The organism is Anaerotignum faecicola (genome assembly GCA_024460105.1).
GTDB lineage: Bacteria > Bacillota > Clostridia > Lachnospirales > Anaerotignaceae > JANFXS01.
This window is the reverse complement of record JANFXS010000002.1, coordinates 1-14,819: the sequence shown is the minus strand read 5'-3', so window position 1 is coordinate 14,819 and position 14,819 is coordinate 1. Positions and strand designations below refer to the sequence as shown.

General features: G+C 39.1%; 11 protein-coding genes and 1 riboswitch. Of the genes, 10 read left to right on the top strand and 1 reads right to left on the bottom strand.

Features of this window, described 5'->3' with window-relative positions; all coding sequences use genetic code 11:
• Nucleotides 1–103: 103 nt before the first annotated feature.
• The 7 genes from NE664_02745 (at nucleotide 104) to NE664_02715 (ending at nucleotide 8,169) form a co-directional block, all read left to right on the top strand.
• Nucleotides 104–1,042, top strand: a complete 939-nt coding sequence (locus tag NE664_02745; protein ID MCQ4725580.1) for a leucine-rich repeat domain-containing protein — start codon at nucleotides 104–106, stop codon at nucleotides 1,040–1,042.
• 12 nt (nucleotides 1,043–1,054) lie between these two features.
• Nucleotides 1,055–2,500, top strand: a complete 1,446-nt coding sequence (locus NE664_02740) for a VWA-like domain-containing protein (GenBank protein MCQ4725579.1) — start codon at nucleotides 1,055–1,057, stop codon at nucleotides 2,498–2,500.
• Nucleotides 2,497–4,035, top strand: coding sequence for a MoxR family ATPase (locus NE664_02735; GenBank protein MCQ4725578.1), 1,539 nt, complete (start codon nucleotides 2,497–2,499; stop codon nucleotides 4,033–4,035). Before NE664_02740 ends, NE664_02735 begins: the two co-directional genes overlap by 4 nt.
• A gap of 1 nt (nucleotide 4,036) precedes the next feature.
• A complete protein-coding gene (locus NE664_02730; protein ID MCQ4725577.1) occupies nucleotides 4,037–4,402 on the top strand; it encodes an ACT domain-containing protein in 366 nt (121 codons plus the stop codon).
• Nucleotides 4,403–4,948: 546 nt separating this feature from the next.
• Nucleotides 4,949–6,001: a rod shape-determining protein MreB gene (gene mreB, locus NE664_02725; protein ID MCQ4725576.1), complete on the top strand. Its 1,053-nt coding sequence runs from the start codon at nucleotides 4,949–4,951 to the stop codon at nucleotides 5,999–6,001.
• Nucleotides 6,002–6,265: 264 nt separating this feature from the next.
• Nucleotides 6,266–6,371: riboswitch (SAM riboswitch) on the top strand.
• A 178-nt stretch (nucleotides 6,372–6,549) separates the two neighbouring features.
• Entirely contained in the window at nucleotides 6,550–7,689 is a 1,140-nt protein-coding gene (gene metK / locus NE664_02720) for a methionine adenosyltransferase (protein MCQ4725575.1), read from the top strand.
• A 51-nt stretch (nucleotides 7,690–7,740) separates the two neighbouring features.
• On the top strand, nucleotides 7,741–8,169 hold the full coding sequence (locus NE664_02715; GenBank protein ID MCQ4725574.1) for a GNAT family N-acetyltransferase: 429 nt from the start codon (nucleotides 7,741–7,743) through the stop codon (nucleotides 8,167–8,169).
• An 824-nt stretch (nucleotides 8,170–8,993) separates the two neighbouring features.
• Here the strand turns inward: NE664_02715 and pepF are convergent.
• Nucleotides 8,994–10,793: an oligoendopeptidase F gene (gene pepF, locus NE664_02710; GenBank protein MCQ4725573.1), complete on the bottom strand. Its 1,800-nt coding sequence runs from the start codon at nucleotides 10,791–10,793 to the stop codon at nucleotides 8,994–8,996.
• Between the two features lie 153 nt (nucleotides 10,794–10,946).
• Here pepF and glgA point away from each other — a divergent pair, with 153 nt between their 5' ends.
• From glgA to NE664_02695, 3 genes are all read left to right on the top strand, one after another.
• Nucleotides 10,947–12,386 (top strand): glycogen synthase GlgA, encoded by a 1,440-nt coding sequence (glgA, locus tag NE664_02705; protein ID MCQ4725572.1) that lies wholly within the window; start codon nucleotides 10,947–10,949, stop codon nucleotides 12,384–12,386.
• 151 nt (nucleotides 12,387–12,537) lie between these two features.
• Nucleotides 12,538–13,794: a DUF5711 family protein gene (locus NE664_02700; GenBank protein MCQ4725571.1), complete on the top strand. Its 1,257-nt coding sequence runs from the start codon at nucleotides 12,538–12,540 to the stop codon at nucleotides 13,792–13,794.
• Between the two features lie 23 nt (nucleotides 13,795–13,817).
• A complete protein-coding gene (locus NE664_02695) occupies nucleotides 13,818–14,516 on the top strand; it encodes a CvpA family protein (GenBank protein MCQ4725570.1) in 699 nt (232 codons plus the stop codon).
• The last annotated feature ends 303 nt before the right edge of the window (nucleotides 14,517–14,819 follow it).

Genomic DNA, 14,819 nt, shown 5'->3' with positions numbered 1-14,819 from the left:
GCCGGCATTTAATAATATGTTGCGGGCTTTTAAAATGTTTTGATTATTTCGGTTTTATGTGGTATAATCTACTGTAGAATTTTTATCAATGGAGAATTATTATATGTTGTGCGACTTTATTTATGAAACGGTTGAAGGCGGTATTGCTATAACTTCATATTCGGGAAATAATCCTATTGTAAATATTCCCCGGGAAATAGACGGGAAAAAAGTTTTGGAAATAGGGGATAATGCTTTCCGGGATAAAAATTTTATTGCCGAGGTAATTTTTCCGCAGGGCATTTCGGCGGTAGGAAATTATGCTTTTTGCAGATGCACGGGGCTGACTGTCATAAATCTTCCGGAGGGGATCAGGGAAGTTGGGGCGCATGCTTTTTATAACTGCCGCAATATAGAGGAAATAACTCTCCCTGACAGTCTTGTGTTTGTAGGAGACGGTTTTATAAAAAACTGTGATAAGATAAATACTGTAAATATTTCCTCGGCAGTAAAGATAAGCCCTGCCGTTATGTCCGTTTTAAGCGAGCTTAAAGAAGAATTTATTTTGAATATTAAAGATAAGAATATAAGCGTTGTATTTCCGCAGTACGACTATGATTTTTTTGTGAACGCTCCGGCTAAACACTGCACTACATACACGGTGGGGGCCGGTTTCAGGTACAGGCAGGCTATTACTGCAAAAGGGATTAATTTCCATGAATACGACGAATCATTTTCAAAGGCAGTGGCTGAAGAAAGAGATGAAACAATTTTCAGGATTATATTTTGTAGGATTTTAAATCCATATGAGTTAGGCGAATATTTCTTGGATAAATATTTGGAGTATTTGAGGGAGAACGTTGAAAAGGCCGTTTTGTATGCTGCAAAAAACAAAGATACAAAGTTTTTGGAGATTATGGCGGATAACGGGGTATTTACGGCGGAAAACATCGACATGGCGGTGTCGGCAGCCGCGGAAAGCGGCGACAGTGAAATATCGGCCTTTGTACTTGATATTAAACTTTCAGGTTTTAAAAAGAAGGTTAAAACATTTGATTTATAGATGAGGTAAAGTATGGCTTCGCAATATGACATTATTGAAAAAATTGACGGCATATGTTCTAATATACTGTTTTCCGTCAAAACAAAGCTTTATATGGATATGAAATTTTTATCTATGGCATTTGACGGGCTTAGTTTCGCTATGAGCGGCGATACGGGATGCGTAGGTACGGATGGGTATTATCTTTATTATTCGCCGGTATATTTAATGGAGGGATATAAAAGCATGCCCCAATGGCTTGAAAGAGCTTATGTACACATGATTATGCACTGTCTTTTTAAGCATCTTGTAAATATTGGGGAAAGGGATGAAAGAATTTGGAATTTATGCTGCGATATTGCCGTTGAATACGTTATCGACAGCCTTTCTGTTAGGAGCCTTCAAAGAAGGCAGAACGCTTTAAGGCGTGTGGTATATTCAGATATTAAGGGAAAACTGAAAGTTCCCACAGCAGAAGGGATATACGGCCTTATTGTCGGAAATGAGATAAAGTTTGAAAGCCTTGAAAAGCTGGAGGAAGAATTTTTTGTAGACGACCATAGTTTTTGGAGAAGATATTCGGAAACCGAGATGCCGGAAAACGGCTCCGGAAGCGATGATAAAGGCGAAAACGGAGACGACGGCGGCAGCGGTGAGGATGACGGCAAAAACGGGAATGGCAGTGGAAACGGCGACGGGAACAGTTCAAGGCTGGACCCTGAAAAGTTTAAAGACAAATGGCAGAATATAAGTCAAAAAACGGAAACCGAAATGGACACTTTCTCAAGGGGACAAAGCAGTGAAACCGGCGAACTTTCTGAATTTTTAAGGATTGAAAACCGACAAAGATATGATTACAGGGAGTTTTTAAGGAAGTTTTCGGTAAGGCGCGAAATTATGCAGCTTGATATGGACAGCTACGACTATATATATTATACTTATGGGCTTAGAGTGTATGGAAATATGCCGCTTATTGAGAGCCTGGAATACAGCGACGCCAAAAAAGTGGAAGAATTTGTTATTGTTATAGATACTTCGGCTTCTTGCGAAAGGGAACTTGTACGCATTTTTCTTGAAGAAACGTATTCTATATTAAAGGACAACGAAAGCTTTTTCAGGAAAATAAATATCCATATTATACAGTGCGACAGCCGTGTACAGGAAGACAGGATTATTGTATGCAGGGAAGATTTTGAACAGTATATGGAAAATTTTGAAATTAAGGGGCGCGGCGGTACAGATTTCAGGGCGGCGTTTGACTATGTCAATAAACTTTGCGAAGAGAAGAAAATTAACGAGCTTAAAGGCTTAATATATTTTACAGACGGGTTTGGGACATACCCGGACAAGACGCCTCCTTATGAAACGGCATTTGTATTTGTGAATGATAATTTTGACGATACGGGGGTTCCGCCGTGGGCAATAGAAATTATACTTAATAAAGATGAAATATATGAACTTGGAGGAAATAAGTTTTGAATATAAAAAGGGCGAAAGAAGAAATTAAAGACGCGATTGAAAGTTATTTATTAAAAGACGAATTCGGCGATTACATGATACCGTTGGAAAGCCAGAGGCCCGTGCTTCTGATAGGGCCTCCGGGAATAGGCAAAACGGCGGTTATGAAACAGATTTCGGAAGAAATGGGAATCGGCCTTGTAGCATATACAATAACGCATCATACAAGGCAAAGTGCGATAGGGCTCCCTTTTATTGAAGAAAAAATGTACGGCGGCAAAAAATATTCGGTAACGGAATATACCATGAGCGAGATTATTGCATCCGTATATGAAAAAATCGAAGAAACGGGCATAAAAGAAGGAATTTTATTTATTGATGAAATAAACTGCGCTTCTGAAACATTGGCGCCGGCAATGCTCCAGTTTCTACAATATAAGACTTTCGGAAGCCACAGGGTTCCTGAAGGGTGGATAATTGCAGCCGCCGGAAATCCTCCGCAGTACAATAAAAGCGTAAGGGAATTTGACGTAGTTACCCTGGACAGGGTGAAAAAAATTGAAGTTGACGTTGATTATGCCGTTTGGCGGGAATATGCTGTCTTTATGGATATACACAATGCGGTTTTATCTTACCTGGATATAAGGAAGGAGAACTTCTACAGCATTAAAAATACGGCGGACGGGAAAATATTTACAACTGCCCGCGGCTGGGAAGATCTTTCTAAAATAATATACGTTTATGAAAAGCTTAATAAAAAAGTTGATTTGGGCGTTGTTTACCAATACCTTCAGGATATGAAAATCGCAAAAGATTTTGCCGCTTATTTGGAACTTTATTATAAATATAAAGAAGAATATTCAATAAGGGATATTTTAAACGGAAACTTTAAAAAAGAATATATAGACCGTCTTAGGGTAGCGCCGTTTGATGAAAAAATAGGCGTGATAAGCCTTTTGCTGGGAGCGCTTAATATAAGTTTTAAAGAGGCTGACAAGGCAGACGTTTTTGTCACTGGGCTTCATGGCGTTTTAAAGGAAATGAAGGGAATATTTGAAGGAAACGGAGCTTTTCCGAAAGATGTTATAAGCGATATGGTTTCTTTAAGGGAGAAGAAGCTGCGGGCTAAAAAGGCGGCTTCTATCATCAACAAAAAAGACGAACATTTAGAACTTGGAATTATAAATAAACTTTCTTCATATGCCCATGAAGTTGAAAAAGCCGGAATCGTTAACTGCGGCGACGGATTTGAGTTTATAAAAAAACTTTTTGAAAATGAAGTTGAAAACAGGAGCGAAATAATTGACAGGACCTCGGAGGAACTTGAAAACGCTTTTGAATTTATGGAAAAGGCATTTGGGGAAAGTCAGGAAATGGTTATATTCGTTACTGAACTTAACAGCGGATATTACAGCATTAAATTTATTAATGACAACGGAAGTGTAAAATTCTACCAATATAATAAAAATCTTCTTTATAAACAGCAGCAGAAGGCTATCATAAATGAAATAGACGAGCTTAACAGCCTTATACACAGCAGGCAGAAAGGCGAATAATATGAAGCTCAAAGTTTTGCCGCAGGAATTTTCAATATGCCGTGTTGAAGATATCGGAGATATAGACTATAACGGCAGGTTTATTTTTATAAACAAGACGGATAAAGAAATATCGGTTGTTTGCGAAAGCGGCAAATTGCCGCAAGCGGTTGTTGAATGTAAAATCGGCTGGAAAGCTATTGTGACGGATGAAAAGCATACCAATGGAACGAAGATGGCGTCTGCTGAAATTTCCGGTATTTTAAGCGGAAGAGATATTGGCGTTTTTATTGTATCGACTTACAGCGAGGATTATATATTTGTTAAAACGGCTGATACTCCAAAAGCTATTATAACCCTTTCTGCAATGGGATACGAATTTATGTGACATAAACGGCGTTTAAAATATAGGCTGTGTTAATTCAAGCATAATGGCCTTATGTTTAACGCCGTTTTTATTTTCCAACGCGTGCATTTGGTTTAAAACGGGATTTGCATTATGTCGGTTAAGTTTTCTTATAACATGATACACTGCATAAAACTGCGCATATCAAGCCTTAAATATAAAAATTATAAGATTTAAGGCTGAAAATGCTATGCGGCTTCAAACTGAAGCAAACAGGATTTATTTAAAATGCCAGTATAACAAAACAACATTTAACTGCCCCTTAATTATGCGCGGCATAAAAACGATTCTTTACATAATTTAAAGTAAATGGCCGATGCGCCGTGATATGAAGGGCGGAATAGATATGGGCTTGCGAATCGGCAAACTTGAAGGATTGATTGTAAACGACGACATATTCTTTCTGCCGGAACGGGGTATTGCGAAAAAATTTTAAAGTTTGATATTGTATTTATTTGCTATTGGTGAAAAAGTAATGTATAATTATAACGATTGAGTTTTCGGGGGAGTTACAAAGGAGATAACAAGATGGGCATTTTTAATTTATTTGGTTTTGGTGAAAGTATAGGCATTGACCTTGGCACGGCAACTGTGCTGGTGCACATTAAGGGTCAGGGAATTGTTATAAGGGAACCTGCTGTAGTTACGATTGATAAAAATACAAATACAATACTTGCCGTCGGCGAAGACGCAAGGAAAATGATGGGAAAAACGCCGGGGAATATTGTTGCGATCAGGCCTCTCAGGGAAGGCGTTATTTCCGATTATGAAGTAACCGAAAGAATGCTTAAATATTTTATAGAAAAAGCTATCGGAAAGCATCCGTTTATGAAGCCTACTATTGCGGTATGTGTGCCGAGCGCCGTTACTGCCGTTGAAAGAAGGGCGGTTGAGGATGCGGCAAGACAGGCCGGCGCCCGGAAAGTATATATTATTGAGGAGCCTATAGCGGCGGCCATAGGAGCGGGCATTGATATTTCAAGGGCGTGCGGAAGCATGGTTGTGGATATTGGCGGAGGAACGACGGATATTGCGGTAATTTCCCTTGGGGGCACTGTTGTAAGCACTTCGCTTAAAGTTGCCGGGGATAATTTCGACGACGCTATTATCAGATATATGAGGAAAAAGCATAACGTTCTCATTGGAGAAAGAAGCGCCGAACAGTTGAAAATAAATATCGGAACGGCGTTTGAGAGGACAATGTCGGTTTCAATGGATATAAGAGGAAGGAATCTTATAACGGGACTCCCTAAAAATATAACAGTCAACAGTGAAGAAATGCTTGAAGCCCTTTCGGAATCCGTTATGGCTATAACGGAGGCGGTGCACACTGTGCTTGAAAAAACTCCGCCTGAACTTGCCGCCGACATTTCAGACAGAGGGATTGTAATGACCGGCGGCGGAAGTCTGCTTTACGGCTTAGACAAGCTTATCTCAAGCAGAACGGGCATTAATACCATTATTGCAGAGGATGCAGTCAGCTGCGTTGCAATAGGCACGGGCAAGTATATAGAGTTTATTGACGGCGGGGAAGGTTCCGACAACGGCAAAAAAGGCGCAAAGAAGAAAGAACTTGTATAATATTACTTAATAGAACGAATTTTTTATATATTTGATAAAAAGTTTTATTTTTAAAGGCAAAAAATGAAACGTATTAGTTGATTTTAAAAAAAGTGATAACAAAAACTATGATTTTTGAACTAAAAATACCGTATGGAAATAATTTATATTAAAAAATATATGGTATTTTAGATTAAAAGTTCGGTTTTTAAATTATGCCTGCAAAATGAATTATATTGACAATGCACAGATTTATTGATAGAATAGAAAAAACTTAATAAGGATTGCTTATCAAGAGTGGTTGAGGGACAGGGCCCTATGACACCCGGCAACCGGCATTTAAAAATGCATCGGTGCCAATTCCCGCGCTGAAAATGGCGAGAGATGAGTTTTTTGGATATATGCTCGCAGAATGCCATGTTCTGCGGGCTTTGTTTTTTAACGGGATTTGATATATCAGAATTTTATAACTAGACATTTATTCCCGAAACTTCTGAAATCGGTATGATACTGTTTCAGCGGATTTGAAGTTATAACATGTATTTATTAATTATTTAAGGAGGAGAAAAATGAGTAAAAGACTATTTACTTCCGAATCGGTTACAGAGGGGCATCCGGATAAAATATGCGATCAGATTTCAGACGCTATTTTGGACGCTATACTTGCGCAGGACAAAAATGCAAGGGTTGCATGCGAAACAACTGCAAACACAGGCATGATTTACGTTATGGGCGAAATAACTACGAACTGTTATGTTGATATTGAGAATATTGTGCGCGATACTGTGAGAGAAATTGGATATACAAGGGCGAAATACGGTTTTGACGCCGATTTGTGCGCTGTGCTTACGTCACTTAAAGGACAGTCGCCCGATATTGCAATGGGAGTTGACAATGAAGGCGCCGGGGATCAGGGAATGATGTTTGGATTTGCCTGCAATGAAACGGAAGAATATATGCCGATGCCTATTTCGCTTGCGCATAAGCTTACGAGAAGGCTTGCCGAGGTACGCAAAAACGGCACGCTTGAATATTTGCGTCCCGATGGGAAAAGCCAGGTTACGGTTGAATATATAGACGATAAACCTGTAAGAGTTGACACGGTTGTTATTTCAACACAGCATGCCCCCGACGTAGATCAGGAGTCTATCAGGCATGATATTATTAACGAGGTTATTAAAGCAGTTATTCCGTCGGAACTTCTTGACGAAAATACAAAATATTTTATAAATCCAACAGGCCGTTTTGTAATCGGAGGCCCGCAGGGCGACAGCGGCCTGACAGGAAGGAAAATTATTGTAGACACATACGGAGGGTATGCAAGCCATGGCGGCGGAGCTTTCTCCGGCAAGGATCCTACAAAAGTTGACCGTTCCGCCTGCTATGCGGCGCGCCATGTTGCGAAAAATATTGTTGCAAGCGGGATCGCAGACAAGTGTGAAATTGAGCTTGCGTATGCTATCGGCGTAGCGGAACCTGTAAGCATACTTGTTAATACATTCGGAAGCGGAAAAGTTCCTGATGAAAAGCTTGAGGAAATTGTTAAAAATAATTTTGATCTCACGCCGTCGGGAATTATAGCGAGGTTTGATTTGAAAAGGCCTATATATAAGCAGACTGCCGCATACGGACATTTCGGAAGGAACGATCTCGATCTTCCGTGGGAAAAGCTTGATATGATTGAAGTGTTTAAACAATATCTGAATTAAATTTTAAAATTTACGGGAGGCTCCGGTTTGAGAATAATTTGTATCAGGGATATGCCGGCGTTGATTGATAATGCGGCGGAATGGTTTGCAGACAAATGGGGCATACCTATACGGGAATATTCTGAAAGCATGCATGAAAGTATGACGGAAGCAAGCCATATACCGCAATGGTATATTGTTCTGCACAAAAATAAAATAATTGCCGGAGCCGGTGTTATAGAAAACGATTTTCACAGCCGCAAGGATTTAACGCCGAATTTATGCGCTCTTTATGTTGAAGAAGAGTTCCGTAAAAAAGGCGTCGCCAGACGTATATTGGATTTTGCAAGGAAAGATATGGCTAATTTCGGTTTTTCAGATATATACTTAATTACAGACCACACGAACTTTTATGAAAAATGCGGATGGAAGTTTCTAACAACGGCTTATGACGATGAAGGCCGCAAGGTTAGGGTGTATCAGGCATATGCAAAGCCATAAAGAATTACCTTATATAGGGAATATTGTTGTAAAATTAAATATAAAAATAATAAAAACCCGCTGTATTATAATTTGCATACGGCGGGTTTTGTTTTTGTATGATGATTAGAATTTATTCGATTAAGTTTTAATAGCGTCGGTTTCCAAAAGTTCGCGTGGTTTTAACGGGCAAAAGCGGCGTAAAAGCCGTGTTAAAGCCGTTTGCCATAGGGCTTTTGTTGCGCTTGCGCATCTTTGCTTTGTTCTTACGCCGCTTCTTGCGGTTAAAACTTTCTGATCTCAAAAATAAAAATTTTTGTTCTTCAAGGCGCATACCCACAGGAGCAGCGGTTCTATGGCAAGCGTATGCAACGCCGAAGGGCGGAAAATTTTTATTGTGAGGCTGGGCGGCCATATAAACCGAAGCTAGATTCATTGTACCAATGGTTTATACGGTTGAGGACGCCCAAAACACTTGACGCAGCTTTGACTGTGCCTGCATGCTTTTTCCTTTCTCTTAAACCGATTATGCCGTCATCAACTTTTTGACTCCACATGTGGGAATTTGTTTGTTGTTCAAGGCGTAAATGAGCAGCCGTTTTACCAAGAGGTAATGGCGCGAACCGCGGTAGAGCCGCGGCGCGCAGCGTTTTCCGAAGGAAAATTCGAGAGTTCATAGGCAAGTGTTTGCAACGCCGATGAACAGAAGAATTTACCGTATAGAGCGTATATACCCTTGTACATTGAAGCTAAAAATACTTTAGGAATATAAAGCATAAAATACTTATTTTGCAGGACTTATCTGATGCACATTGTAATTTGCATTTGATGTAAATTTATTTAGGTTAAATTTCTTTCTCCATTTGAACGAGGAGGTTTTCAAACACTTTCATTGCATTTTCAAACGGTTCGCATGTCGTCATGTCTACCCCGGCGCCTTTAAGGAGATCAATAGAATATTCGCTGTTTCCCTTTGAAAGAAAATCAAGATATTTTTCAACGGCAGGCTGGCCCTCGTTTAATATTTTCCTTGACAGGGCGATTGCGGCGCTGTAGCCTGTCGCATACTGATAAACGTAAAAAGCATTATAAAAATGAGGAATCCTTGCCCACTCCAAATCAATACGGCTGTCAATAACTATATTGTTTCCGAAATACTGTTTGTTCAAGTCGCGGTAAATGCCGCAAAGGCCGTCGCATGTGAGAGGTTCGCCTTTTTCAACCATTTCATGCGCAATTTTCTCAAATTCCGCAAACATTGTCTGACGGAAAAATGTGCTTTTAAACTGTTCAAGGAAATAGTTTATAAGATATAGGCGCGCTGTTTTATCTGTTGTCGTTTTCAGCATGTGTTCCATTAAGAGAGCTTCATTGCAGGTTGAAGCTACTTCGGCAACAAATATCTTGTGGCCGGAATAGATATAAGGCTGTTTTTTCCATGTGAAATAACTGTGAAGGGCGTGCCCCATTTCATGCGCAACGGTGAACATGCTGTTTATATTATCCGCATGGTTTAACAAAACATAGGGATGGCCAGAAAAGGTGCCCCATGAATATGCGCCTCCGCGTTTGCCTTCGTTTTCGTAAATATCAATCCAACCGCCGTCAAACCCTTCTTTTAAAGCGCCGACATATTTGTTTCCAAGAACTCCGAGCGCCTCCGTTACTTTTTCTTTTGCGTCTTCATAACTGATTTTTATATCGGCGTCTGCAACAAGAGGGGCGTAAATATCATACATATGCAGTTCTTCAACGTTAAGCAGCTTTTTTCTAATATCTACGTAACGGTGCATAAGAGGCAGATATTTATGAACCGATTTGACAAGGTTATCGTATACTTCCGTAGGTATGTTATCATCGTCAAGGGCCATTTCCAAAGCTGAGTTATAATTTCGTATCTTTGCATAAAATACGTCTTTTTTTACGCTTGAATAATATGTCTGCGCGAGCGTATTTTTTTGTTTTGCATAAGTGTCGTAAAGGGCTTCAAAAGCAGCTTTGCGCACAGATACGTTGTTATTTTCCATTAAAAGGGTATACCTCCCTTTTGTGAGGGGAATTTCTTTGCCGTTTTCCGATTTAATAGATGGGAATTTAATATCCGCATCGTTAATCATGGCAAATATATCTTGAGCTGAGTTGGAAAATTCTTCGGTTTTGGCAAGTATAGCTTCCTCTTTTGGCGAAAGGACATGGCTGTTTTTCCTGGTTATATTCTCTAAAAAGTGGGAATATAATTTCAGTCCGGGAGTTTCGGATTTAAACTTTTCAATCATGTCCGTAGGTATATTTGTAATTTCGGGAACTATAAAGGCAGTATAACTCATATATTTGACAACGAGCATTTCAGCTTTGTTGCTTTGGGATTGGTAAAAAGAATTTGTACTGTCCTGATGCAGACGCATGTTTGAATAAACATATAATTTATCAAGCACAGTTGATATTTCGTCGGAAGTTTCAAGACATTCTAAAAGATTTTGCCCGTTTTGTGAAATTCTGCCCTCAAATTCCCCAAGTTTAGGAATCTTCGATGAAATTTCATTATATGTTTTTTCCCAAAGCTCATCCGTTTGAAAAAGGTGTTCCAATTTCCATTTGTATTGTTCCTGTATTTCATCACGTTTTAATACTTTTTCCGATGACATAAATACGCTCCTTTTGAAAATATATTTGTAATTTAATTTATAAATACAGTGTATTATAAAAAAGTATATCATGTTTTTTCTTGTAATGCCAATTATTTCATAGTATTATAAATATAACAGGTGTTCAATAGTATGTTGTGGGAGGAAAAAATGATGAGCGAAAACTGTCCCCTTAAAGTGCTTTTAGTTTCAAGCGAGGTAGCGCCTTTTGCGAAATCTGGAGGTCTTGGCGACGTTGCCGGTTCGCTGCCCAAGGCCCTTAAAAAAGAAAATATTGACATAAGAGTAGTTTTGCCAAAATATAAAACAATTAAAACAGAACATTTTATCGGAGTAAAGTTTTTGGGCGATTTCAACGTTTCTCTTTCATGGCGCAATCAAAAAGCCGGGATACTTGAAAAAGCCGGAGAAGTTCCAACATATTTTATTGAAAACGATTATTATTTCGGACGCGACGGATACTATGGATACGACGACGACAACGAGCGGTTTGCTTTCTTCTGCAAGGCCGTGCTTGATATGATGAATTATATCGGTTTCTATCCCGACATAATCCACTGCAATGACTGGCAGACAGGCCCGATTCCCATGCTTTTGAATGAAAATTATAAGAAATTTGTGTTTTATAAAGATATAAAAACGCTTTTTACAATCCACAACCTTCAATATCAGGGGAGATTTGCAAGGGAAAGCATTGAGATGTTCGACGTTCCGGATTCGTGCTTTTACAATATGGAATTTTACGGGCAGATTAGTTTCATGAAAGCGGGCCTTATGTATGCCGATATGATAAGTACCGTAAGCAGGACATATGCCGAGGAAATTAAAACATTCCAGTACGGATATGGAATGGACGGAATTTTAAGATACAGAAGCGACAGGCTGTGCGGAATTTTAAACGGCATCGACTTTGAAAAAAACGATCCCGAAACCGATAGAAGGATCGAATATAATTACGGTTTGGATACCCTTGAAATAAAAAAGAAAAATAAGCGGGCGCTTCAAAAACAGCTTGGCCTTGAAGAAAGAGACGTGCCTGTTATAAGCGTAATATCGCGTTTGGCAGATCAAAAAGGGTTTGATCTTGTGGCTTGGATTTCAGAGCAGATGCTTAATTATGATATACAGTTTATTATATTGGGAACTGGGGAAAGAAGGCTTGAAGACTTTTTCAGGACTCTTGAATGGCGGTATCCGAAAAGGGTAAGCGCAAATATTCTTTTTGACGATACCCTTGCACAGAGGATATACGCGTCAAGCGATATGTTTATGATGCCATCCCTTTTTGAACCGTGCGGGCTTGGACAAATGTTCAGCCTGCGTTACGGTACTGTGCCGATAGTGAGGAAAACAGGCGGGCTTTCGGACACCGTAAGCCATTATAATGCCGAAAAAGGAGAGGGAAACGGGTTTGTATTTGAACACTATACCGCCGACGGGCTTATGTGGGCTGTAAAAGAGGCACTGTCAGTTTATGATAAAGGTTGGGACGAATGGAAACTCGTTGTCAAAAATGCAATGCTTTCGGATAATTCATGGACGAATTCGGCAAAGGAATATAAATCTTTGTACAATAAAATAAAAACTATGTAATGGATATGAAGCCTCTGTTCCTTCCGGAAATGGAGGCTTTTGCCGTATTTTAGGAATAAATTAAGAATTTCTCATGAAATAAGCATTAGACTTTTAAGCCCCTGTGTAATATAATTATCTGACCGGATACAAAAGTTTGGAGGAGATATTTTTGGGATTCCATGGAGGAGAAGATGGATACGACAGAAATTTTAAAGTTATCAAGACAGGGGATTTGGATAATTCAAATACAGAAAATGGCAAGAAAGGGAATAAAGGCAAATTTGCGGCGGCGGCCGTATTAGTTATCATAATAGGCGCCGTTTCATATTTATACAAAGACAACATTAAGGAATTTGCCGCTTACATACCGATTGTTTCGGAAACTTTCAGTAAAGACGAAGCGGAAAAGGCTGTTGAAATGGATATAGAAAGCGGAAGCAAATCGTCATTTGTGGGATATGGAAACGAATACTTATATGTGACAAAAGACGGAGTTAAATTTTTTGACGCAAATAATACTCAAAAATGGAATTACACATACACAATGTCATCGCCGGTAACTGTAAACAACGGGAATTACACGGCAGTTGCAGAGTCGCAGGGGCGTGTAATAAGAATGTATAATGAAACGGGTGAAATATACACGGTACAGCCTGACGGGGCGGTTTTCCGTTTTTCCATAAACAACAGCGGGAGTCTGGCGGCTATTATAAAGTCTGAACCGGGATATAAAATACTTGTGTATAACGAAACGGGACAGCTTTTAATGGAAAGGTTTGAACAAGATGAGGGCGTTTACCCAATAGCTTTGGATATTTCGGGCGACGGCAGAATTTTGGCCGTCAGCTATCTTGACACAACGGGAATTGAAATGGTTTCAAAGATACTTCTGTTTTACACAAATAAAGAAGACAATAAAAATACGGAATCCGGCGACTTTTTTGGCTCTATTGAAAAAGAAGGCTGTGTTGTGCCGTCTGTTAAATATATGGAAAACGGATCGTTTGCCGCAGTGGGCGACAATATAATTTTCAGCATCAATTTGCAGTGTGAAGAAGAGTGGACTGTTGATTTAAACAACGAACTTAAAGGAGTAGCGTTCGGAAACGGAAAACATATGGCGTTGGCGCTGGGGGACGAATTTGCCGGGGAAGAAGGCGTAAATTCAAATACGGTTGAAATTATAAACAGTTCGGGGAAAGTTACGGGAAGTTATGACATGGGCGTGCCGATTACATATATAAGCGCGTATGAAAACGGCGTTGTAATCGGAGGCAACAAAAATTTTGTGTGTTTGAATTACAACGGAGGAGTTCAATGGGAATATACGGCAACATATGACGTTAAAGATATAATATTAATGGATAATGCCAAAAATGTGATTTTGGTTGGAAATAATAAAGCGGAATTTATGAAAATGAATTAACGGCAGAAGTGGGTGGCATATAGTTGGAGTTTTTAAACGGTTTAGATATTTTTGTTATAATCATAATTTGTATTTTTGTTTTAACCGGCGCGCACAGAGGATTTATAAAGACATGTTTCGGTTTTCTGCCTGTTATAGCCAGCCTTATAGCGGCCAATGAACTGTATCCTGCCGTAAGCAAGTTTTTGCGGGGGACGGCTTTATATACAAATCTTTCTGAAAAAGTGGCCGAAACTTTGGATCTGAGCGGCGCGGTACAAAATTTTGTAAATCAAAGTGAAAGCGGTATTATTGAAAGCCTTAAACTGCCTGATTTTTTTAAAACGTCAATGCTTGAAAACAATAATCCCGTAGTTTATCAAATATTGGGCGTTCAAAATCTTCAGGACTATATTTCTGGGTATGTGGCGAATATATGTATAAATGTTATATCGATTATCGGAGTTTATATAGTTGTCTTTATTGCGGTTAAAATTATACTGTCGACCTTAAATCTTGTTGCAAAACTTCCCGGAATAAGCTTTTTAAATAAAACCGGCGGGGCGGCCGCGGGGATGGCGGAAGGTATTGTTTTGATGTGGATTTTAGGGATTATACTTGTATTTTTTTATTCAAGCCCCAATTTTGCACCATTTTTTGAACTGTTGGAACAAAGTAAATTAGCTTTGTTTTTATATAACAACAATTTGCTGCTATTTATGATTTTAAAAATTTTTGCATAAAATATGATATGGCCTTAAAAAAATTGATACCGGAAAATGGCGTAAATTAAGGGTTTTTAGACGCTAAATATTTTGTTTGCTGAAAAAATTAAAAAAATTTAAAAAAAGGTGTTGACATTTTCAGGGTATCATGTTAGTATATTCAAGCAGTCGTGATGAACGGCTGAAACAAAGAAACTGTACCTTGAAAACTGAATAAAGTATAAACGAGTCAAGAGATTCTGAGAGCAGAGATGTTCAAAGGATCGACAATCGAGAAAAGCAAAGTAAGTAGTAAAGCAAAAGAAGCCGAGTAAGCGGAAG

What these genes read in the sequence shown, in the direction of transcription:
- mreB (MCQ4725576.1), top strand. Translation starts at nt 4,949, where the DNA reads ATGGGCATTTTTAATTTATTTGGTTTTGGTGAAAGTATAGGCATTGAC.
- NE664_02745 (MCQ4725580.1), top strand. Translation starts at nt 104, where the DNA reads ATGTTGTGCGACTTTATTTATGAAACGGTTGAAGGCGGTATTGCTATA.
- NE664_02740 (MCQ4725579.1), top strand. Translation starts at nt 1,055, where the DNA reads ATGGCTTCGCAATATGACATTATTGAAAAAATTGACGGCATATGTTCT.
- NE664_02715 (MCQ4725574.1), top strand. Translation starts at nt 7,741, where the DNA reads ATGCCGGCGTTGATTGATAATGCGGCGGAATGGTTTGCAGACAAATGG.
- NE664_02730 (MCQ4725577.1), top strand. Translation starts at nt 4,037, where the DNA reads ATGAAGCTCAAAGTTTTGCCGCAGGAATTTTCAATATGCCGTGTTGAA.
- metK (MCQ4725575.1), top strand. Translation starts at nt 6,550, where the DNA reads ATGAGTAAAAGACTATTTACTTCCGAATCGGTTACAGAGGGGCATCCG.
- glgA (MCQ4725572.1), top strand. Translation starts at nt 10,947, where the DNA reads ATGAGCGAAAACTGTCCCCTTAAAGTGCTTTTAGTTTCAAGCGAGGTA.
- pepF (MCQ4725573.1), bottom strand. Translation starts at nt 10,793, where the DNA reads ATGTCATCGGAAAAAGTATTAAAACGTGATGAAATACAGGAACAATAC.